Raw genomic sequence first — 20,851 nt, forward strand, 5'->3', positions numbered from 1 at the left:
GCCGGAGCCGTCTCATCCCGGCCATAGGTTGCAGCATGGGACTAGACCGGACTAGACCCCTTCAAGCACCGCTGCGCTGTCCACCAGTCGGCGGACGCTCTGCCGCACGTCCTCGGGGATGGGCCGCGGGGCAACGGCCTCGGGCACATCCGCATGGTGCTGGTAGTCGCCCATGAGAACCCGGATGATTGCGGGCACGTTCGTTGGCGTGACCGCATCAATGGCCGCACGATCACCCAGGTCGGGGTGAGGCTGGGTCAGCATGCGGTACAGGTCCCACGAATCGGCGTGCGGGCATTGGTTCATGAGCACTTGGGCCAGCTTGTGCTTGAGCGGCACCAGTTGCCAGTCGGGAACCCGCTGCCCCCGGTTGCCCAGGCTGATCGACAGCAGCTTGCCCGCCTTCAGCTCGCGGTTGATCTGGTCCTTGGACTTCCCGGCCAGCTTGCCGAACAGCGGGACCGGCAGATTGTTCGGCGACTCGTAGATGGCCAGCATTTCCTCGCGCTCGCGCTGGATCGCGGAGACTTCCGGCTCCGGGGCATGCACCGGAGGCGGCGGCACCTGCGACAGCCGCTGGAACATGATTCCGCCGCTGTTGGGGGTCACGACGATAGGCGTGGCCACCACGGGCGGCACGCCGGGGACAACAGGCTCAGCAGTCGTGGAGACCGCGCCCACCACTTCCTCCACTTCCGCCATTGCCGGCACCCCGTCGATACGGATGGTCAGATGCGCGCTCGCGGCTTCGACTTCACCCTGTTCGAGCAGGTCAAGACGGTCTGCCCAGTCCTGCATCATGCGACGCCGAGGCTCCACGTACTTGGCGTGGTTGTAGGCCGAACTCACCTTGTTGGGGTCGGAGTGCGAAAGCTGAGCGTCCACCCAAATCTTCGGGTATCCGATCTCGTTGAGCGCGGTCGAGATGGTGCCGCGGATGCCGTGGCCGGTCAGGCGCCCCTCGTAGCCCATGAGCTGCACGGCCTTGTTGAGGGTGTTCTCGCTGATGCGCTTCTTGAGTTCGCTGCGATGCGACAGCAGGTACTTCTGCGCTGGACGCATCACGCCCAGGAGATAGCGCACGATCTCGATGGCCTGCAGGGACAGGGGCACGATGTAGGGCGGCACGTCCTGCGGCCGCTTGCCGGCCTTGCGCATTTCGTCCTGGAGTTGCTTGACGACCTGCGGCGGGATGATCCACAAGCCGCGGTCGAGGTCGAATTGCTCAGGCTCGGCCAGGCGCAACTCGCCCGTGCGCACCCCCGTCAGGAACAGCAGCCGGACGCCAAGCTGGGTCTGCCAGCCCCGGGGGTTGTAGCGCCGGAGCTTCTGAAGGAACTCGGGCAGCTCGGGCAGGTGCAGATAGGGGTTGTGGGCCACCGGGGGCTTGGGCTCGGCCACCACGTCCAGGTCCGCGGCCGGATTGACTTCCAGCCCTTCGGCGATGACCAGGGCATAGCGGAACATCTGGTTGAACCAGGTGCGGACCTTCTCGGCGGTGGTGAACGCCTTGCGTTTCTCGATCGCCGCCACGACGCCCACGAGCTGGGGCCGTCGAATGTCGTAGATCGACATCTTCCCCAGGGTAGGCAGCACGTCCTTGTTGAAGATGCGCAGGATCTGCGAAAGCGTGCTCTGACGGCCTTCCTTGAGTTCCTTGCGGCGATGCTCGACCCAAGCATCGAAGACGTTCTTGAAGGTGTATTCGCCCGCCAGCTTGGCCGCGTGCCGGCGCTGGTCGCGTTCGATTTGGGGATCAATGCCCTTGGCGAGCAGAACCTGAGCCTTGTCCCGCTCGGCGCGGGCCTCGCGCAGACTGAGGGCGGGATAGCCACCCAGGGACATGCGCTTTTGCTTGCCCAGCCAGTAGTATCGGAAGATCCACGACTTGCCGCCTGCGGCAGAGACCATCAGGCCCAGGCAGTCGTTATCGGAGAGGGTGTAGCGCTTGCCGGTGGTTCTTGCCTGCCGGACTGTCAGATCAGAGAGTGCCATTTCGAGGCTCCTAAGTTATGACTTAGGCCTAATGCTCGTCATGGTTCCCGCTCAGCCCCAGCAACTATCCGGTAGCCGTCCCAACCGTATTCTTGTGCCTCAATTGGTCACTCAAAAACGGTAGCTGTGGGTGGATTTCCGTGGCGCTCGCTGGAATGAAAAAAGGGGCCAAAGCCCCTCTTTTCAACGACTTACAGACGTCAGTAGAAGTCTGTAGATCACTATCTGGAGCGGGAGACGAGGCTCGAACTCGCGACCTCAACCTTGGCAAGGTTGCGCTCTACCAACTGAGCTACTCCCGCAGGATCCTGCTAACTTCTTACTTAAAACACAGCTTTTGTGCCAATACCGCTCACATCTCGCTACATTCTTGCTGCTTTTCGCTTCGTTCGGTTTGTTTCGTCAGAAGCGAGAACAGGATTATTGCAAATCAGCGACGTGGTCGTCAAGCATATTTTTCATCGAACCATCACTTTTGTGCGGTGGCCTCGCCACTCAGGCCGCTGCGCTCGCGAATCTGCGGCCACGCCAGCTTCATGTAATAGAACATCGACCACAGCGTCAGCACCGCCGCCACGTAGATCAGCCATGCGCCGAGCACGGAAGCATCGACGATGCCGAGCAGGCTATCGTTGAAGAGCAGCAGAGGGATCGCGATCATCTGGAAGGTGGTCTTGAGCTTGCCGAGGAAATTCACCGCGACGCTCTTCGACGCCCCGATCTGCGCCATCCACTCACGCAGCGCGGAGATGGTGATCTCCCGGCCAATGATCACCAGCGCGATCAGGTCGGCCACCCGGCCCAGCGCCAGCAGCGACAGCAGCGCGGCCGCCACCATCAGCTTGTCGGCGACCGGATCGAGGAAGGCGCCAAAGGAAGACGTCTGGTTCCAGCGCCTTGCCAGGAAACCGTCCAGCCAGTCGGTGACTGCGGCCACGATGAAGAAACCGGCTGCCGTCATGTTCTTGGCATGCATGGGCAGCCATGCTTCAGGCAGGTAGTACACGCCCACCACGAGGGGAATCATGGCAACACGGAGCCAGGTCAGCAGGATCGGTATATTCAGCGGCATGGGGGCTCGGAACGAAACGACGGCAATGGGCAACGCCGAGATTGTCGCCTATTTCAACGATGGCCGAGCATTTCCTGCCACATGGGCGTCGGATTTGTCCGGATCAATGTAGCTGCCGATAGATTTCCTCGGCCAGCGCGTGCGATATACCATCGACGCTGGCCAGTTCGTCGATGCTGGCCGCGACCACCCCGCGCAGGCCGCCAAAGCGCGTGAGCAGCTTCTGCCGGCGGCGCGCGCCGACGCCCTCGATCTCCTCCAGCCGCGAGGTGTTGCGCACCTTGGCGCGGCGCGCGCGCATGCCGGTAATGGCAAAGCGGTGCGCCTCGTCACGAATCTGCGCCACCAGCATCAACGCCGCGCTGCCCTGCCCCAGCTCCAGCGAAGGACGGCCATCGGCGAAGATCAGCGTCTCCAGCCCGACCTTGCGGCCCTCGCCCTTGGCCACGCCGACCAACAGCCCGATATCGAGGCCAAGCTCCTCGAACACCTGGCGCGCAACCTCCACCTGACCCTTGCCGCCATCGATCAGCACCACGTTCGGCACCAGCGCCAGCGCACTGGATGCCCCCGCCTCGCCGCCTTGCTCGCCACCCTCGGGGGCGGGCTCCTGCGCCTGCTCCATCATCTCCACCAGCTTCTGGTAGCGGCGGGTCAGCACCTGACGCATGGCGGCGTAGTCGTCGCCGGGCGTGATGTCCTGGATGTTGTAGCGGCGGTACTCGGCGTTCTGCATCTCGTGATGGTGGAAGACCACGCAAGACGCTTGCGTGGCCTCGCCAGCGGTGTGACTGATGTCGAAGCATTCGACCCGCAGCAAAGCGAGGTCTTCCATGTCGATGCCGATCGTCTCGGCCAGCGCCCGCGTACGCGCCTGCTGGCTGCCTTGCTCAGCCAGGCGGCGTGAAAGCGCCAGCTCGGCGCCCTTCTGCGCCATCTCGAGCCAGGACCGGCGCTGCCCCTGCGGCTGGCGCACCAGCGTGACCTTGCGCCCCGCCTGCATCGACAACGCTTCCAACAGGGCCTTGCCTGGCGGCAGGTGGCTCACCACCAGGATCGGCGGCACGGCCTGGTCCAGATAGTGCTGCGCCATGAAGGCGGACAACACCTCGGCGGCGATGCGCTCGACCGGTATGCCGGCCGGGCCGCCGGGCGCTGCCGCGCCCTCACCGCCTGCCTCGCCTGGCTCGATCACCGCGCCGGCACCGATATCCTCGTCCTGGTGCCCAACAATCATCGCGCCTTCCTCGACGTGCGCGGGAAAGTAAGCCTTGTCGCCAAGATGGCGGCCTCCGCGCACCATCGCCAGGTTGACGCACGCGCGCCCCCCCTCGACCGCTACCGCAAGCACGTCGATGTCGCTGGACTGCCCGACCTCCTCCACGGCCTGCCGCTTGAGCACGGTGGACAGCGCGCCGATCTGGTCTCGCACCGCTGCCGCCTGCTCGAACTCCAGCCGCCCGGCGTGCTCTTCCATCTTCGCCTGCAAGCCTTCGAGCACCTCGTTCTGACGGCCTTGCAGGAAGCGCGCCGCGTTGCTGACATCGCGCGTGTAATCCGCCTCGCTGATGGCGCCCACGCAAGGCCCGGTGCAGCGGTGGATCTGGTGCAGCAGGCAAGGCCGCGTGCGATTGGTAAAGACGGTGTCCTCGCAGGTACGCAACTGGAACACGCGCTGCAAGATCTGCATGCTCTCCCGCACAGCGCCGGCGCTGGGGAACGGCCCGAAATACTGATGCTTGCGGTCAGTGGCACCGCGGTAATAGGCCATGCGCGGGAAGCGATGGCTGGTCAGCTTGACGAACGGATACGACTTGTCGTCGCGAAACAGGATGTTGTAGCGCGGCGCCAGCGCCTTGATCAGGTTGTTCTCGAGCAGCAGCGCCTCGGCCTCGGTGCGCACCACCGTGGTATCGATGCGCACGATCTTGGCCACCATCATGGCAATGCGCGGCGACAGCAGCGTCTTGTTGAAGTAGCTGGAGACACGCTTTTTCAGGTCGCGCGCCTTGCCCACGTAAAGGACATTGCCCTGGGCATCGAAGTAGCGATAGACCCCGGGCAGGCCGGGCAATTGCGCAATCACGGCCTTGGCGTCGAACGGCGTGTCTGGCACAGGTTCGCCGGGCGCCGCGCAAGGGACCGCCAAGGACGCCTTGGCCGGCTGCTCGGGCCGCTCATCCGGCTGGGCGGCAGTGGACGCGCCCTGATCGTGGGTTTCAGGTTCCTGCTGGGACATCGGTAGCGAATTGACCGTGGGTTGGCTGTTGGCGCGCATGCCCGGCTGGGCCAAGCCGCAACAAGCTCTAAAATTGCAAGTTTAGAGCAAATCCTTGCGGAGCCCCGCCACCATGCCCACTCAGCCCGATCGCGCCATCCGCTCCTGGGACATCTTCTGCACAGTCATCGACAACTATGGCGATATCGGCGTCTGCTGGCGACTGGCACGGCAGTTGGCCCAGGAACACGGCCACGCGGTACGCCTGTGGGTGGATGACCTGGCCAGCTTCGCGCGCCTTGCGCCAGGCCTCAACGTCGCCGCCCCAGAGCAAGTGCTTGCCGGCGTGACGATTCGCCCGTGGCGGCGCGCGGACCAGGAAAGCGCCGAGGAGAGCGCCGCGCGCTTCGCGGGGGTCACGCCGCACGATGCGGTGATCGAATCCTTCGCTTGCGACCTGCCGGCCACGTTCCTGGCCGCCATGGCTGCATGCGAGCCCAAGCCGGCCTGGATCAATCTCGAATACATGAGCGCCGAGCCCTGGGTCAGGGAACACCACGGCATGGCCTCGCCCCATCCGCGCCTGCCACTGGTCAAGTACTTCTTCTTCCCCGGCTTCGAGCCCGGCACGGGCGGCCTGCTGCGCGAAGCCATGCTCGGCATGCAACGCGAGCACCTGCGCACCAGCCCCGCTGCCCAAGCGGCGCTCTGGCATCGCCTTGGCTTCCAGCCCATCGACGGCGCGCTGAAAGTCAGTCTGTTCGCATATGCCAATGCTGCGTTGCCAGCGCTGCTCGCACAATGGCGGGATGGCCCGGACCCGGTCCAGTGCCTGGTCCCGGCCGGCCTGGCGGCGCAGCAGGCAAGCGAATGGTTCGGGGCGGCCGGTTGCGTGCCCGGCAGCGCCTTCGCGCGCGGCAACCTGACCGTGCAGGTGGTGCCCTTTGTGCGCCAGGAGCACTACGATGAACTGCTCTGGCTATGTGACCTGAACTTCGTGCGTGGCGAGGATTCATTCGTGCGCGCACAGTGGGCTGGCCGGCCCTTTGTCTGGCATATCTACCCGCAATCCGACGCCGCGCACATGGTCAAGCTCGATGCCTTCCTGGCTCTGTTCCGGCATCGGTTGGAACAAAGCGGCCAGATTGAGGTTGCCAACGCACTTTCCACCTTCTGGCACAGCTGGAATAAGGAGGGTGAATCACCTGATTGGTCGCGCCTGCGCGCCCATCTACCCGTGCTGGGTGCCGCCACCGAGCAGTGGCAGCGCAGCCTGCAGCACCTTGGCGACCTGGCCGCAAATCTCGTGGCCTTCTGCGAAAATCGGGTAAAATAATGGGTTATTTTGATGGTGACCAGGCCGGAAGACGGAAACGCCCCGCGCAAGCTTGCGCGCAGTGTGTCGGCAGAGCGCCTTCGCCATACCGAATTCCGAGACATTCTTTTTCAGGAAATAGTTCAGATGAAAACCGCACAAGAACTCCGCGTCGGCAACGTATTCATGATCGGTACCGACCCGATGGTCGTGCAGAAGGCTGAGTACAACAAGTCGGGCCGCAACTCCGCCGTGGTCAAGATGAAGTACAAGAACCTGCTGACGGAAGCCCCGGGTGAATCCGTCTTCAAGGCTGACGACAAGTTTGAAGTCGTGATGCTGGAACGCCGCGAATGCACCTACTCGTACTTCGCCGACCCGATGTACGTGTTCATGGATACCGACTTCAACCAGTACGAAGTCGAGCAGGACAGCATGGGTGACTCGCTGAACTACCTCGAAGACGGCATGACCGTCGAAGTGGTGTTCTACAACGACAAGGCCATCTCGGTGGATATGCCGACCACGCTGGTCCGCGAGATCACCTACACCGAGCCGGCAGTCAAGGGCGACACCTCGTCGGGCAAGGTGCTCAAGGGCGCCAAGATCAACACCGGCTTCGAGCTGCAGGTGCCGCTGTTCTGCAACATCGGCGACAAGATCGAAATCGACACCCGTACCGGCGAATACCGCAGCCGCGCAAACTAAGCGCAGCTGATTCGCCGCCATCCGCAGCGCGGGTGGCGCAACGGAAAAAGGGCAGCTTCGGCTGCCCTTTTCCTTTCCCCGCTGCTTGCCGGCCTTCGGCCAATGCAGCGTCAGGCAATCAAGCTGTGGCGCTTGAGCACGCGCATGGCGGCGGCGTACTCCGCCTCTTGCATCAGCTTGTTCCAGTCCAGCGGCTTGCGGCGCCCGAACAGGCGGCGGATACGGCGTTGCGAGGTCTTGCCGATACGCACATCGAGCTCATCCAGCAACTGGTCGGCCCGCTCCGGATGGTTGCAGATCAGCACCATGTCGCATCCGGCGCCCAAGGCAGCACGCGCGGCCTCGGTCACCGTGCCCGCGACGCTGGCCCCTTCCATGCTCAGATCGTCGCTGAAGATCACGCCTTCGAAGCCCAACTGGGTACGCAGCACGTCCTGCAGCCAGTAGCGCGAGAAGCCGGCCGGGTGCGGGTCGACCTTGGGGTAGATCACGTGCGCCGGCATCACCGATGACAGCGTCATCCCCATCCACTCGTAAGGGCGCGCGTCCTGCGAGAGGATCTCGTCAAGGCCGCGCTCGTCCACCGGCACGGCCACGTGCGAATCCGCGGCCACAAAGCCGTGCCCCGGGAAGTGCTTGCCGCAATTGGCCATGCCGGCAAGCAGCAGGCCGTGAGTCAGGTGGTTGGCAAGCATGGTCACCACACGCGGGTCAGCGTGGAAGGCTCGGTCGCCGATCACGGCGCTGAGACCGTAGTCCAGGTCGAGCACAGGGGTGAAGCTCAGGTCGATATCGCAGGCGCGCAATTCGGCCGCCAGCACGTAGCCGCAGGCCACGGCCGCCTTGGTTGCCGCCAGCACGTCCTGGTCCCACAACGCGCCAAGCCGGGCCATGGCCGGCAGGTGCGTGAAGCCGTCGGTCTTGGCGCGCTGCACCCGGCCACCCTCGTGATCGATGCAGATCAGCACATCGTCGCGCACGGTGCGGATCTCATGCGTCAGTGCCTGCAGCTGCGCACGCGATTCGAAGTTGCGCGCGAACAGGATCACGCCACCGGTCAGCGGGTGAGAAATGCGGCGGACATCGTCCGCATCGAGCTGCTTGCCTTTGACATCGAGTACAACCGGACCCGGCCGTTTACCGGGAATCTTCTTGATCATTTGGATTCTTCACTAGGCTGGGAGGCAAGCGGCGGGCTGACGCCAGCGCCGCCCGGCTCGGCAATCGCAAAAGCGACCGCATAATCATGTTCGTCGCTGACACTGACCCGTACCACGAGGCCGCGCTCCCGCAGCCAGGCGTCGAGCTCGCCGTGGCAATGCGGATACGGCTCGCCGGAGGGCAGGTTCAGCAGCTCCATCGCGCGCCAGGTCATTGGCCAGCGCATGCCCAGGCCGATCGCCTTGGAGAAGGCCTCCTTGGCGGCGAAACGCGTGGCCAGGAAAGCGAGCCCGCGTTTTTCCGAGCGCGCCTTGCGGGCGTGGTACTTTTGGAGTTCCTGCGGACCAAGCACCTTCTCGGCAAACCGGCCGCGCGTGCGCTCCATCACGCCCTGCACGCGATCGATCTGGATGATGTCGGTGCCGATGCCGTAGATCACGCTGCGGTGTCCGGGCGTGGATAGGTGGTACCGAGACGCGCGGCGACCATGATGGCCTTCATCTCGCGCACGGCGTTCTGCCAGCCGACAAAGACCGCATGCGCGACGATGGCGTGGCCGATATTCAGTTCCTTGATGCCATGCAGCGCGGCCACCGGCTGCACATTGGTGTAGTGCAGGCCGTGGCCGGCGTTGACCACCAGACCGAGCCGCACGCCGGCATCGACGCCTTCGGCGACGCGGCGCAGCTCGGTAGCCTGCTCCTCGGCCGAATGCGCATCGGCGTAGCGCCCGGTGTGCAGTTCCACCACCGGCGCGCCGCAAGCGGCAGCGGCTTCGATCTGCTCGACCTGCGCATCGATGAACAGCGAGACGCGAATGCCCGCGTCGGCCAGTTGGCGGCAGGCGGCCTTGACCTGCTCGAAGCGCCCGGCTACGTCCAGGCCGCCTTCGGTGGTGACTTCCTCGCGCCGCTCGGGCACCAGGCAGACATCCTGCGGACGGATCCCGCAGGCAATGTCGAGCATTTCCTGGGTGATCGCGCACTCCAGGTTCATGCGCGTGGCCAGCAGCGGGCGCAGCGCGTGCACGTCGGCGTCGCGGATATGGCGGCGGTCTTCGCGCAGGTGCAGCGTGATCAGGTCGGCGCCGGCCTGCTCGGCCTGCAGCGCTGCCTGGATCGGATCGGGATAGACCGTGCCGCGCGCATTGCGCAGCGTGGCCACGTGGTCGATATTGACGCCAAGGTCGATGACGCCGGGATGCGCGTGGAAGATCATGCGGGTGGGCTCTAAAGGCTCGGAAACAAATCAGAGATAGTGCAGGTCGATCAGAATCTGGCGCGTCTTCAGCGGCGCGCCTTGCAGATAATAATGCAGCAGGAAGCGCATCAGGGCACGACTTTGCGTGACAGTTTGTATACGGCTATAGTCGTCCTGCGACATGTCGAGCAGCGTCTGGCCGGAAACCACCGGCCAGGATGACGGATCGCTGGCCTGCGCGCGACGCACGCCGCGCTCAGGCTGGTAAACGTAGTCCAGCTCCGGCTCGACCGTCTCGCCGGAATTGGCGCACTCATCGAAAGCCACCGCAAAGCCGGTTTCCTGCAACAGCACACGCTCAAAGCCGCGCAGCACCAGTCCGGCCGGCTCGCCGTGCGAGAGTTGGGTCAGCGTGGCCATGTACTGGCGAAACAGGGTAACGTGGGCGTCTTCGCGGGCGCAAAACCGCAGCAACAATTCGTTGAGATAAAAACCTGAGAGCAAGGCGTCGCTTGCCAGCGGCAGCATGCCGCCAACCCACTCCGCGCGTGTCAGCGTCTTGACCTCGCCGCGGCCGCTCCATGACAGCGAGATCGGCTGGAAATGCTGGAGTACCGGGCGCAGCGCCGAATGCGGCCGCTTGGCGCCCTTGGCCACCATGGCGACGCGCCCGTGGTCACGCGTGAACACGTCGAGGATCAGGCTGGTTTCGCGGTAAGGCCAGGCATGCAGCACGAAGCCGGGCTGGTTGGCGACGCGCAGCTCGGTGCGCGCCGGCACAATGCGCAACGCGCGATCCATCATCGCGCGTTGCTCCGCCACTGCCATGCCAGGCACGGCATGGCTGCCCAGCAGTTCGGCGGCTTCTTCCACCACCGGGTCAATGCGGCGGGCCTTCAGGGCAGGCCCGCCCGCTCTATCACTCATAGCCGTAGGCGCGCAATCCAGCTTCGTTGTCGGCCCAGCCGCTCTTGACCTTGATGAACATCTCCAGGTAGACCTTGCCGTCGAACAGCTTCTCCATGTCGATGCGGGCCTCCGTGGAAATGGTCTTGAGCTTGGCGCCCTTGTTGCCGATGATCATGGCCTTGTGCCCGTCGCGCTCGACCAGGATGGTGGCAAAGATGCGCCGCAGCCGGCCTTCGGTCTCGAATTTCTCGATGATGACCGTGCTAGTGTAGGGCAACTCGTCACCGGTCCAGCGGAAGACTTTCTCGCGGATGATCTCCGAGGCCATGAAGCGCTCGCTGCGATCGGTCATGGAGTCGGCGTCGTACATCGGCTCGCCTTCCGGCAAGTAAGGCCGGATGATGGCGAGCAGGCGTTCGATGTGATCGTGCGTCTTGGCCGACATCGGCACCACTTCCGCGAACTGGAACTGGTGTCCCATCTTTTCCAGGAAGGGCATCATCACCTCTGCCCGATCCGCGCCAAGGCGATCCAGCTTGTTGGTGACCAGCAGCACCGGCACTTTCTTGGGCAGCAGCGACAGCACCTTCTCGTCGTCGGCGCCGTAGTAGCCGGCCTCGACCACGAACAGCACCAGGTCCACCGACGACAGGGTCGAGGTGACGGCACGGTTCAGCGAGCGGTTCAGCGCGCTGGCATGGCGGGTCTGGAAACCCGGCGTATCGACGAAGACGAACTGGGCGTCCTCGGTGGTCTGGATGCCAACGATGCGGTGGCGCGTGGTCTGCGCCTTGCGGGAGGTGATGCTGACCTTCTGGCCAACCAGCGCGTTCATCAGCGTGGACTTGCCGACGTTGGGACGCCCGACAATAGCCACGGTGCCGCAACGAAAGGCTGCGCCTGGGGTACCCGCGGCGTCTTGCTGCGGATTGGTAGATTCGGTCATTCCTTCAACCTGAGAGACAACTGGGGATCGGGCGGCACCGGCTGCTTGCGCGTCTTGCCGGTGCGCTCGGCCCGGCTGCGCTTGAGCAACTGGGGCACGAGCTTTTGCACCTCGTCGAGCGCCAGCTTGGCGGCGGCTTGCTCGGCGGCACGGCGCGACGCGCCAGTACCGAACACCCGCACTTCCAGTTTAGGCACGGTGCACTCGACTTCAAACTGCTGATTATGCGCGGCGCCATGGGTGGCGATCACGTTATATTGCGGCAGGGCTATCTTGTGGCCTTGCAGGTACTCCTGCAACAGCGTCTTGGCATCCTTGCCCAGCGTGCGCGGATCCACCTGCTCGAGGATGGGGATGTAGAGCTTGCGGATCAGTGTGCGCGCACCTTCGAAGCCGGCATCGAGGAATACGGCGCCGACGATGGCTTCCAGCGCATCGGCAAGAATCGAAGGGCGGCGGAAACCGCCGCTCTTCAGTTCGCCCTCACCCAGGCGCAGCGCCTCGGACAACTGCAGCATCTGGGCAATTTCATACAGCGCCTGCTGCTTGACCAGGTTGGCGCGCACGCGGGAGAGATCGCCTTCGTCGAGCTTGCTGAACATGCCGTACAGCATATCGGCCACGGCGCAGTTCAGCACCGAATCGCCCAGGAATTCCAGGCGCTCGTTGTGCAAGGCACTGTGGCTGCGGTGCGTCAGCGCCTGCTGCAGCAATTCTGGCTTGCTGAAGCGGTAGCCGAGGCGTTGCTGCAAGGCATCGAGGTTCATGTCAGTACTGCGTTCCCGAATAGGTAATCATAAGGCTCAGAGGGCCGTATAACGGCACCTCGTTACGGTAGGAAAAACCCACCGAGCGGATCGTGCCATTGTCGTCCTCGTGAATGTCCAGATCGTCGCTGCGCACAGCGGTGATACGGTCAATCTGTGCTTGCTTGGCGAAATAATCGGCCACTTCGCGCTTGTTGGATGCCTGTTGCTTGGCATAACTGATGGCGCGCTTGACCGCAAAATACTCCAGCAAGCTTGGGATCGCCCTGACCGCCGGGATCACGATGCCTCCGACGATCAAGATGACGATCAGCAAGCTGCCAAGGGAGAATCCGCGCACCTTGTACCGCCCCGCCAGACGCGCCCTCCCCCTCCTTGAACCAACCTCCCGACGCGATTGATCCGATTGATCCGATTGTTCTGCTTGTTCTGCCAGTGCCGTTTGACCGGCCTGACGCTTCTGACCATTCTGACCCTGTTGACCCATGTTGCGCTTTCCCTCGCTTGACTGGAGTGATTTATTCGCGCCGCGGAAGGCTTACTTGAACGCCCCCACGCGTCCGATATTGCCGAGGTTCATCCAGATCAGGAATGCCCGGCCGACAATATTCTGATCGGGCACGAAGCCCCAATAACGTGAATCCAGGCTGTTGTCGCGGTTGTCGCCCATCACAAAATAGTGACCTTGCGGCACCTTGCAAGTCAGCCCTTGCTGATTGTAAGTGCAGTTTTCGCGGAACGGAAAATCGGGGTCCGCGCCGGAGACAAACGGTGGCCGGTCGGTGTCGTTGAGAATACCGTGCTCCGGACCGTCGGGCAGCTTCTCGCGGAAGTGCTTCGAGTATGAAAGCCGTTCTTCATCCAGGTAATCGGGCAGCGGGCTGTAATCGGCGGCCTTGCCGTTGATGGTCAGGCGCTTGTTCTGGTAGCTCACCACATCGCCCGGTACGCCGATCACACGCTTGATGTAGTCGAGGGACTGATCCTTCGGGTAGCGGAACACCATCACGTCGCCGCGCTTCGGGTCGCCGACCGAGAGGATCTTCTTGTTCACCACCGGCAGCCTGATGCCGTAGTCGTACTTGTTGACCAGGATGAAGTCGCCGATCAGCAGCGTCGGGATCATCGAGCCGGACGGGATCTTGAACGGCTCGACCACGAAGGAGCGCAGCACGAACACGGCCAGTATCACCGGGAAGAAACTTGCGGAATACTCCAGCCACCAAGGCTGGCGCAGCTTTTCCTCGGCGAGGCGGCTACGCGAAGTGTCGATCTCGCCGACGCCGTAGCGTCCCTGGAGATCAGCTTTACGCGCATCGAACTCGGCCAGCGCGGACTGGGCGGAAAGCCGCCGCTGCTTCTCGAACACCAGTTTGTCGGCCACCCAGGCAATGCCCGTAATAACCACAAGCACAAAAAGGATCAGTGCAAAATTCATGTCGGCTAGATCGTCGTGTTGTTTTGATAGAGTCCGCGTCAACCACTGCCAGGAGCCTGCCGGCAGTGCCGGCGCGGCCCAGCCGGCTTACTTGTCGCCCACCTGCAGGATCGCGAGGAAGGCCTCCTGGGGAATCTCGACCGAACCCACTTGCTTCATGCGCTTCTTGCCTGCCTTTTGCTTCTCCAGCAGCTTCTTCTTGCGCGAGATATCGCCACCGTAGCACTTGGCAAGCACGTTCTTGCGCAGCGCCTTAACGTTCTCGCGCGCGATGATGTTGACGCCGATGGTGGCCTGGATGGCTACGTCGTACATCTGGCGCGGGATGATTTCGCGCATCTTGGATACGACTTCGCGGCCACGGTACTGCGAATTGGAGCGGTGCACGATCACGGACAAGGCATCGACCTTGTCGCCGTTGATCAGGATGTCCACCTTGACCACGTCGGCGGCGCGATACTCCTTGAACTCGTAGTCCATCGAGGCGTAGCCGCGCGACACGGACTTCAGCCGGTCAAAGAAGTCCATGACGATTTCCGCCATCGGAATCTCATAGGTAAGCTGCACCTGCTTGCCGTGATAGCTCATGTTGATCTGCGTGCCGCGCTTCTGCGTGCACAGCGTGATCACCGAGCCGACATAGGCCTGCGGCATGTACAGGTTGACCGTGACAATGGGCTCGAGGATGTTCTCGATGCGGCTCGGGTCCGGCATCTTGGCCGGGTTCTCCACGATCAGCTTGGTCTTGTCGCGCATGTCGACCTCGTACACCACCGTCGGCGCGGTGGTGATGAGGTCCATGTCGAATTCGCGCTCCAGGCGCTCCTGCACGATCTCCATGTGCAGCAGGCCCAGGAAGCCGCAGCGGAAGCCGAAGCCCAGCGCCTGCGACACCTCGGGCTCGTACTGCAGCGATGCGTCGTTGAGCTTGAGCTTTTCCAGCGATTCGCGCAGCGCTTCGTACTGGTTGGCTTCCACCGGGTACAGGCCGGCGAACACCTGCGGCTTGACTTCCTTGAAACCGGGCAGCGGCTCGGCCGCCTTGCGCGCCATGGTGGTGATGGTGTCACCCACCTTGGCGGCCTTCAATTCCTTGATGCCGGCGATCACGAAGCCCACCTGCCCTGCCTGCAGCGATTCACGCGGCAGCGACTTTGGCGAGAATACGCCGACCTGCTCGACCAGGTGCTGCGAGCCCGTGGCCATCAGCAGGACCTTGTCCTTGGGCTTGAGGGTGCCGTTGACCACGCGCACCAGCATCACCACACCCACGTAGTTATCGAACCACGAGTCGATGATCAGGGCCTGCAGCGGGGCCGCGGGGTCGCCCTTGGGCGGCGGCACGCGGGCGATCATCGCCTCGATGACGTCCTGCACGCCGAGGCCGGTCTTGGCCGAGCAAGGCGTGGCGTCATGCGCGTCGATGCCGATCACTTCCTCGATCTCGCGGATCGCGTTTTCGGGATCGGCCGACGGCAGGTCGATCTTGTTCAATACCGGCACCACTTCCACGCCGAGCTCGATGGCGGTATAGCAGTTGGCGACGGTCTGCGCTTCCACGCCCTGCGATGCATCGACCACCAGCAACGCGCCCTCGCAGGCGGACAACGAGCGGCTCACTTCGTAGCTGAAGTCGACGTGCCCCGGGGTGTCGATGAGGTTGAGGTTGTAGATCTTGCCGTCACGCGCCTTGTAGCTCAGCGCGGCGGTCTGCGCCTTGATGGTGATGCCGCGCTCCTTCTCGATGTCCATCGAGTCAAGCACCTGCGCTTCCATCTCGCGATCGGACAGGCCTCCGCAGAGTTGGATGATGCGGTCGGCCAGGGTCGATTTACCGTGGTCGATGTGGGCGATGATCGAGAAATTGCGGATATGGTCCATCTGATACTCAGGGGTGCGCCGTTTCAGGCCACGAAATGCCCGCGTGGGCACGCCGGGCGGCGCAGCAATTATGAACGGCCTAGAACTGGCGCCCTGCGGGGCGCACGCCGATCCCGGCCGCAGGTTGGTGACGCAGACTTTGCGCCAAAGTGCGATTTTACCGTATTTTCAAGGACTTCCGTATCGCGAAATGGACCACGGCGCTAGCCCTGCAGCCAAACCAGGCTTCGCCGGGCGCACTTATGCGCCATCTAACGCCCCATTGCCCACCTGTTCGCCCGCCCGCGGCCCCGCATGTGCGGCCAACCACGCCCTCACCCGCTTTTCGTCAAGAAAGTAATGGCACAGCTCCACGTCCGGCCCGACCGGGGAACCGGCCATCAGCACGGGCACCAGCTCGTCGAAACGCGCTATGGCCGCCGGATCGGCATCCACGTCCACCACGTGCAAGACAAAGGAAAAATCGCGCCGGAGCGGCTCCAGCGCGATTTTCATGTCCTCGCACAGATGGCAGTAGCGCCTGCCATACAGTGTGAGATGGGCCACGATGGCGGCGCCGGTCAGCGCGAGGACATCGTGCCCGGCCGCAGGGTCAGCACCTGGGTGGCGTCCCCGCGGCGCACGAACACCGCTGCGATCTTGGCTTTGTCGAGTCCCTTGACCAGCTCGTTGAACTGCTTGGGGCTGGTCACATCGCTGTCGCCCAGCCGCAGGATGATGTCGCCCGGGCGAATACCGGCGCGCATCGCCGGACCATCCGCCTGCTCGACCTCGACCCCCGACTTGATCTTGAGCTCCTTGAGCTTTGCGTCGGGAATCTCGTTGACGATCAAGCCAAGCGCATTGGGCTTGGCCGCCGGCGGAGTGCTATCGTCGCGCGAGCCATTGCCGCGGGTTTTCACCTTCGCATCCGCATCCAGCTCAGCCACTGTGATGGACACCTCGCGCGTTGCGCCCTTGCGCCAGAGCTGCAGCGGAACGCGCGTGCCCGGCTTGATGTCGCCAACCATGCGCGGCAGATCCGACGCCTTCTCGATGTCGCGGCCGTTGAACTTGAGGATGATGTCACCAGCCTCGATCCCCGCCTTTTCGGCAGGGCCGCCGGGCTCGACGCTGCCGACCAGCGCGCCCCGGGCACGGCCCAGGCCGAGCGAATCGGCAACTTCCTTGGTCACATCACCGATGGCCACCGCGATGCGTCCGCGCGTGACCTTGCCGGTCGCCTTGAGCTGCTCGGTGACCCGCATGGCTTCGTCGATCGGGATGGCGAACGAGATACCCATATAGCCGCCGCTGCGGCTGTAGATCTGCGAGTTGATCCCGATCACCTCGCCACGCAGGTTGATCAGCGGGCCGCCAGAATTGCCGGGGTTGACCGCCACATCGGTCTGGATGAACGGCAGGTAGTCGCCGGTATCGCGCCCCTTGGCGGAGACAATGCCGGCAGTCACGGTGTTATCGAGGCCAAAGGGAGAACCAATGGCCAGCACCCATTCGCCAGCGCGGACCTTGTCCGAATCGCCGAGCGTCAGCTTTGGCAGGCCGGTCGCGTCGACCTTGAGCAAGGCGACATCGGTGCGCTTGTCCGAGCCGATCAGCTTGGCCTTGAATTCACGCTTGTCGGGCAGCGTGACGTAGATGGTTTCCGCATCGGCAACCACGTGGGCATTGGTCATCACATAGCCATCCTGGCTGATGACAAAACCCGATCCCACGCCACGGCTCTGCTCCTCGCCTTGCGGTGGCTGCCCACGGCGCGGGGCACCCGGCGGCGTGGGGGCACCCGGCATGGGCACGCCAAAGAAACGGCGGAAGAACTCTGCCATTTCGTCATCTTCGGTCCCCCCCGGTGTGCCGCGTGCGCGCACGCGCTCGGTGGTGCGGATGTTCACGACAGCCGGTCCGGCCTTTTCCACCAGATCGGTGAAGTCGGGCAGGTTATAGGATGGCGCGGCGGCCTGCGCATGACTCAGCTCCGCGGCAAAAGGCGCGAAGGCGAGAATTGCAGCCATGAGCACGGTCCGAGCCAAGGCTGGAGATCTTGGTGACATCGTCGACTCCCGGGAAATCAGCGAAAAGAGGAATAAAGCACAGGCGCGGCAGGGTTGCCGATCGGCGGCGGCCCGCAGGCGGTGTTCACGCCTGCGGCAACGCCGCGATCCGGCCTAGTGGGCCTTCGGTGGTTTGTATTCTACCGCCGAGGCAAACTGCCTCACTGTAGCCGGCGGGACTTCGCCCACCACGGTGATCCAGAAATCGGCTACGCGGCGTACCACGACCTGCGTGGCACCCAGTGAGGCGACACCTTCGCGACGCACGCGCTGCTCGGAAACCGGCTCGATAAACACCGATAGGCCGGTCAAGCCATCGCTGTAGACGACCTGGAGCACCTCGAAAACATTGCCACGCGGGTTGGCCTGCGGCGCGCGCAACTCTCCCAGCGGGCGGCGAACTTCGCGGATCTTCAGGAACCCCTTGACCGGAACCGCGATGCTCCAGCCTTCATCGGCAATATTGGCCGGATGGTTGGTCACCTCATAGTGAGTCCAGGAGCCGGAGTTCTTGATGGCCGTGAGAATGCGCTGCTTTTCCGATGGCACGCCGATGTCGACTTGCGAGAAAGCAACCTGTTCCAGCACCTTGCCGGCCTCGCCCAGGGTCTGTGCACGCATCAGCAAGCCGGAATTCTTCTCCGCCCAAAGGCGCACGGCGTAGCGCGCCGCGTCATGCGGCTCGAGCGAAAAGACCTCGCACTCGACGCCAGCCACGCGCTCGCCCGGAAGCCTGCGCATGTCGTAGATATCGAGCACATCGCTCTTGTTGGTGGCCAGCAGCGCCGGGAAACGATCCTTGGCTTCCTGCTTCTCCACCACCACCAGCTTGGCCTCGGGAATCAGGCTGTGGACGATGTCGTTCTGGCGCAGCACCTCGCGCGGCTTGCCGTCAAGGGTCTCAAGCCGTTCATACTCGTTGTTGACGAGATCGCTGTAGTGCTGGATGCGCGATGCATGCATCACGCTGCCACGCTGATAAATCAGCGTACCGACATAATTCTCGCGCTGGGCCGCGCGATGGATCTTGTTGAGCCAGGCCGTTGCATCGCGACGGGCCAGCGTATTGTCCGGCGGCTGCGCAGTTGCCGCAGCCGCAGTCAGACACAAGGCCAGAAAAAAGGACCTGCGAAGGGCCCTAATTCTGTGTGCGCCCGCTACGTTGGCGGGCGACCATCCTTTATGCATGTCCGGCATTATTCCTGCGAATTGTCCTGAGAGAAGTTTGCGCTGTTAGCCACTTGGCGCATGGTCGGCACTACCGCATCGGTGGCAACCGAGACGCGGTGAGCGCGAAGATATTCATCCAGACGGGGATCGCGGATCATCTGCGCGTTGTCGGCGGAGACAGTCACGATGCCGCCAGCCTTGGGCGCTGCAGGTTGTTCGACACGCGCCACAACCGCATCCGGCGTGCCGAGGTCGGCGGCGCCGCGCATCTGCGGCACGGCCACCCAGCTGACGGCGGCCACTGCAGCGGCAATCGCAGTGCTCGGCATGACGCGCCGCACCCACGACGGCTTGAACAGCAGGCGATGAGCCGACGACGCCTTGGCGACGGCGGGCACCAGCACATGCGGCTCACTGTCCAGACGAGCGGAAAACCGGGAAAGAAAGTCATCGGTCGAGCCGGCATGCGTCAGTTCTTCCGAACGCAGGGCATCGCCAATCAATTGATAAGAGGCCCAACTCGCCATGCCCGCCTCGCTTTTCGCGAGGTCCAGCACTGCGTTTACTTCGTGCGGCGCCAGCTCGCCATCCATCAGCACGGAGATTTGCTCCGCTGCTTCCACTTCATGAACCGACTGCTTATGAGCCTGACCCATTTCCCACCCCTAGAAAAACCATTGAACAACCGACAATCCCGTCTACTGCTTTGTCGTTTTTCGATGCAGGAATAGGCTGCAACGCTGGCCGCACGACATTTTATTTACTGCTTACCACTAGACATCACCACCTGCTACATCATCACCTGCTACCACCGCTTGCCCTCTGCCGTTCCCAGCAACGGGCGCAATTTATCGGCAATCGCCTCGCGCGCCCGGAAGATGCGCGACCGGACTGTGCCGATCGGGCAACCCATGGCTTCCGCGATCTCTTCATAACTGAGGCCCTCGATCTCGCGAAGGGTGATGGCGGTGCGCAACTCCTCGGGCAGGGCTTCCATCGCGCGGTTGACCGTCTCGGCCACCTGGCGGGTATGAAGCATCGACTCCGGCGTATTGATATCTCTTAGTTGCTCACCGTCCGCAAAAGTTTCAGCCTCTTCGGCATCGATATCACTGGAGGCCTCCGGCCGGCGTCCCTGGGTCGCCAGGTAGTTCTTCGCCGTGTTCACCGCGATCCGGTACAACCAGGTGTAGAACGCCGACTCACCGCGAAATTGCGGCAATGCACGATACGCCTTGATAAAGGCGTCTTGTGCTACATCTTCCACTTCCGCGGAATCCCGCACCAAACGCGAAATGAGCCTGATGATCTTGCGGTGGTATTTCACCACCAACAATTCAAAGGCCCGCTTATCGCCCTGCTGGACGCGTTCAACGAGGAGCTGATCGGCTTCGCGTTCGCTCACGAATATTTCACCTGCAGTGTATCTCTTGGTATCGTCTTCACGACAAACGTTGTATTTTACCTACGTTGCGGGCCGCACGGTCAGTGCGTTGCAACGCATATTGTGAAGAATGGTTGAAATAGCCGCGCATCAGCCGGCCTCGCTGACTGCCGAGCCTTCGCGGCGCGCAACCCGAATAGTGCGCCTCAGGGCGCGCAAAGCGCTGGCGCCGGCAAATGCCCGATTGACCACCAGCACGCGTGGTGGCTGTCCGGCTACCGGTTCCAGGGCCAGCACGAGCGCCAGCTCGCCCAATTCCCAGCTGGATTCCACCCTCGCAATCGCGCGGCTTCCGTCCGGCATATCGACCAGGATGCCGGGCCGGCCGGTACTGTCCCGCCCTGGCGCAAGGCCGCCGTAGGCACAGGCGGCACCGCGCCAGAGCTTGGGCCAATGCCAGGCCAGCGAGCCGCACAACCCGGCCAGGCCGGCTACCAACAGCCACTGCGTCAAATCCCAGCCTTGCGCCGAGCGCCCCAGTTCCTGCACGCCTTGCCGGGCCAACAACGTGAACGTTGCCAGCTCGCAGACCAGGAACAGCACCAAGGCCCACCGCAAGGGATGGGCCTTGAAACG

20 protein-coding genes and 1 tRNA gene are annotated in these 20,851 nt (G+C 63.3%); 2 read left to right on the forward strand and 19 right to left on the reverse strand.

Going from position 1 to position 20,851, the window contains the following annotated elements; all coding sequences use genetic code 11:
• Positions 1–51: 51 nt before the first annotated feature.
• The 4 genes from F7R26_RS13665 to uvrC form a co-directional block, all read right to left on the reverse strand.
• Positions 52–1,995 (reverse strand): tyrosine-type recombinase/integrase, encoded by a 1,944-nt coding sequence (locus F7R26_RS13665; protein WP_012614046.1) that lies wholly within the window; start codon positions 1,993–1,995, stop codon positions 52–54.
• Between the two features lie 226 nt (positions 1,996–2,221).
• Positions 2,222–2,297: transfer RNA gene (locus F7R26_RS13670), tRNA-Gly, on the reverse strand.
• Positions 2,298–2,464: 167 nt separating this feature from the next.
• Positions 2,465–3,067 carry a CDP-diacylglycerol--glycerol-3-phosphate 3-phosphatidyltransferase gene (gene pgsA, locus F7R26_RS13675; RefSeq protein ID WP_150983177.1) on the reverse strand — a complete coding sequence of 201 codons (603 nt, stop codon included), beginning with the start codon at positions 3,065–3,067 and terminating at the stop codon, positions 2,465–2,467.
• Between the two features lie 103 nt (positions 3,068–3,170).
• Positions 3,171–5,306, reverse strand: a complete 2,136-nt coding sequence (gene uvrC, locus F7R26_RS13680) for an excinuclease ABC subunit UvrC (protein ID WP_416351333.1) — start codon at positions 5,304–5,306, stop codon at positions 3,171–3,173.
• 112 nt (positions 5,307–5,418) lie between these two features.
• On the opposite strand from uvrC, the gene earP reads away from it, so the two are divergent.
• Positions 5,419–6,621 (forward strand): elongation factor P maturation arginine rhamnosyltransferase EarP, encoded by a 1,203-nt coding sequence (earP, locus tag F7R26_RS13685; protein ID WP_150983176.1) that lies wholly within the window; start codon positions 5,419–5,421, stop codon positions 6,619–6,621.
• A gap of 126 nt (positions 6,622–6,747) precedes the next feature.
• Positions 6,748–7,308, forward strand: a complete 561-nt coding sequence (gene efp, locus F7R26_RS13690; protein WP_150983174.1) for an elongation factor P — start codon at positions 6,748–6,750, stop codon at positions 7,306–7,308.
• Between the two features lie 110 nt (positions 7,309–7,418).
• Here the strand turns inward: efp and nagZ are convergent, their stop codons facing one another.
• The 15 genes from nagZ to F7R26_RS13765 form a co-directional block, all read right to left on the reverse strand.
• On the reverse strand, positions 7,419–8,468 hold the full coding sequence (gene nagZ, locus F7R26_RS13695; protein WP_150983173.1) for a beta-N-acetylhexosaminidase: 1,050 nt from the start codon (positions 8,466–8,468) through the stop codon (positions 7,419–7,421).
• Positions 8,465–8,908, reverse strand: a complete 444-nt coding sequence (gene acpS / locus F7R26_RS13700; protein ID WP_150983172.1) for a holo-ACP synthase — start codon at positions 8,906–8,908, stop codon at positions 8,465–8,467. Before acpS ends, nagZ begins: the two co-directional genes overlap by 4 nt.
• The gene (pdxJ, locus tag F7R26_RS13705; protein WP_150983171.1) at positions 8,905–9,687 is read right to left on the reverse strand and encodes a pyridoxine 5'-phosphate synthase; all 783 of its coding nucleotides are present in this window, start codon (positions 9,685–9,687) and stop codon (positions 8,905–8,907) included. The genes acpS and pdxJ overlap by 4 nt, the downstream gene beginning before the upstream one ends.
• 30 nt (positions 9,688–9,717) lie before the next feature.
• Positions 9,718–10,596, reverse strand: a complete 879-nt coding sequence (gene recO / locus F7R26_RS13710; RefSeq protein ID WP_150983169.1) for a DNA repair protein RecO — start codon at positions 10,594–10,596, stop codon at positions 9,718–9,720.
• Positions 10,589–11,524, reverse strand: a complete 936-nt coding sequence (era, locus tag F7R26_RS13715; RefSeq protein ID WP_150983167.1) for a GTPase Era — start codon at positions 11,522–11,524, stop codon at positions 10,589–10,591. Before era ends, recO begins: the two co-directional genes overlap by 8 nt.
• Entirely contained in the window at positions 11,521–12,291 is a 771-nt protein-coding gene (rnc, locus tag F7R26_RS13720; protein ID WP_020205117.1) for a ribonuclease III, read from the reverse strand. Before rnc ends, era begins: the two co-directional genes overlap by 4 nt.
• A 1-nt stretch (position 12,292) precedes the next feature.
• Positions 12,293–12,778 (reverse strand): DUF4845 domain-containing protein, encoded by a 486-nt coding sequence (locus tag F7R26_RS41755; protein ID WP_416351285.1) that lies wholly within the window; start codon positions 12,776–12,778, stop codon positions 12,293–12,295.
• A gap of 51 nt (positions 12,779–12,829) precedes the next feature.
• The gene (gene lepB, locus F7R26_RS13730; RefSeq protein ID WP_150983165.1) at positions 12,830–13,729 is read right to left on the reverse strand and encodes a signal peptidase I; all 900 of its coding nucleotides are present in this window, start codon (positions 13,727–13,729) and stop codon (positions 12,830–12,832) included.
• 87 nt (positions 13,730–13,816) lie between these two features.
• Entirely contained in the window at positions 13,817–15,610 is a 1,794-nt protein-coding gene (lepA, locus tag F7R26_RS13735; RefSeq protein WP_150983163.1) for a translation elongation factor 4, read from the reverse strand.
• 240 nt (positions 15,611–15,850) lie between these two features.
• On the reverse strand, positions 15,851–16,156 hold the full coding sequence (locus F7R26_RS13740; RefSeq protein ID WP_150983162.1) for a glutaredoxin family protein: 306 nt from the start codon (positions 16,154–16,156) through the stop codon (positions 15,851–15,853).
• 14 nt (positions 16,157–16,170) lie between these two features.
• Positions 16,171–17,622: a DegQ family serine endoprotease gene (locus tag F7R26_RS13745; RefSeq protein WP_416351286.1), complete on the reverse strand. Its 1,452-nt coding sequence runs from the start codon at positions 17,620–17,622 to the stop codon at positions 16,171–16,173.
• 153 nt (positions 17,623–17,775) lie between these two features.
• Complete coding sequence (locus tag F7R26_RS13750; RefSeq protein WP_150983160.1) at positions 17,776–18,849, reverse strand: MucB/RseB C-terminal domain-containing protein; 1,074 nt, start codon at positions 18,847–18,849, stop codon at positions 17,776–17,778.
• A gap of 8 nt (positions 18,850–18,857) precedes the next feature.
• Positions 18,858–19,487, reverse strand: coding sequence for a sigma-E factor negative regulatory protein (locus F7R26_RS13755; RefSeq protein WP_150983159.1), 630 nt, complete (start codon positions 19,485–19,487; stop codon positions 18,858–18,860).
• Between the two features lie 149 nt (positions 19,488–19,636).
• Positions 19,637–20,236: an RNA polymerase sigma factor RpoE gene (gene rpoE, locus F7R26_RS13760; RefSeq protein WP_006158605.1), complete on the reverse strand. Its 600-nt coding sequence runs from the start codon at positions 20,234–20,236 to the stop codon at positions 19,637–19,639.
• Positions 20,237–20,365: 129 nt separating this feature from the next.
• A complete protein-coding gene (locus tag F7R26_RS13765) occupies positions 20,366–20,833 on the reverse strand; it encodes a hypothetical protein (protein ID WP_241754319.1) in 468 nt (155 codons plus the stop codon).
• Between the last annotated feature and the right edge of the window lie 18 nt (positions 20,834–20,851).

The organism is Cupriavidus basilensis, from assembly GCF_008801925.2.
GTDB classification, from domain to species: Bacteria; Pseudomonadota; Gammaproteobacteria; order Burkholderiales; family Burkholderiaceae; genus Cupriavidus; species Cupriavidus basilensis.

Coding starts and splice junctions, on each gene's coding strand:
- era (WP_150983167.1), bottom strand. CDS start 11,524: ATGACCGAATCTACCAATCCGCAGCAAGACGCCGCGGGTACCCCAGGC.
- efp (WP_150983174.1), top strand. CDS start 6,748: ATGAAAACCGCACAAGAACTCCGCGTCGGCAACGTATTCATGATCGGT.
- F7R26_RS13665 (WP_012614046.1), bottom strand. CDS start 1,995: ATGGCACTCTCTGATCTGACAGTCCGGCAGGCAAGAACCACCGGCAAG.
- lepA (WP_150983163.1), bottom strand. CDS start 15,610: ATGGACCATATCCGCAATTTCTCGATCATCGCCCACATCGACCACGGT.
- pdxJ (WP_150983171.1), bottom strand. CDS start 9,687: ATGATCTTCCACGCGCATCCCGGCGTCATCGACCTTGGCGTCAATATC.
- pgsA (WP_150983177.1), bottom strand. CDS start 3,067: ATGCCGCTGAATATACCGATCCTGCTGACCTGGCTCCGTGTTGCCATG.
- earP (WP_150983176.1), top strand. CDS start 5,419: ATGCCCACTCAGCCCGATCGCGCCATCCGCTCCTGGGACATCTTCTGC.
- uvrC (WP_416351333.1), bottom strand. CDS start 5,306: ATGTCCCAGCAGGAACCTGAAACCCACGATCAGGGCGCGTCCACTGCC.
- F7R26_RS41755 (WP_416351285.1), bottom strand. CDS start 12,778: ATGGGTCAACAGGGTCAGAATGGTCAGAAGCGTCAGGCCGGTCAAACG.
- nagZ (WP_150983173.1), bottom strand. CDS start 8,468: ATGATCAAGAAGATTCCCGGTAAACGGCCGGGTCCGGTTGTACTCGAT.
- recO (WP_150983169.1), bottom strand. CDS start 10,596: ATGAGTGATAGAGCGGGCGGGCCTGCCCTGAAGGCCCGCCGCATTGAC.
- F7R26_RS13755 (WP_150983159.1), bottom strand. CDS start 19,487: ATGGGTCAGGCTCATAAGCAGTCGGTTCATGAAGTGGAAGCAGCGGAG.
- rnc (WP_020205117.1), bottom strand. CDS start 12,291: ATGAACCTCGATGCCTTGCAGCAACGCCTCGGCTACCGCTTCAGCAAG.
- lepB (WP_150983165.1), bottom strand. CDS start 13,729: ATGAATTTTGCACTGATCCTTTTTGTGCTTGTGGTTATTACGGGCATT.
- F7R26_RS13750 (WP_150983160.1), bottom strand. CDS start 18,849: ATGCATAAAGGATGGTCGCCCGCCAACGTAGCGGGCGCACACAGAATT.
- F7R26_RS13745 (WP_416351286.1), bottom strand. CDS start 17,622: ATGGCTGCAATTCTCGCCTTCGCGCCTTTTGCCGCGGAGCTGAGTCAT.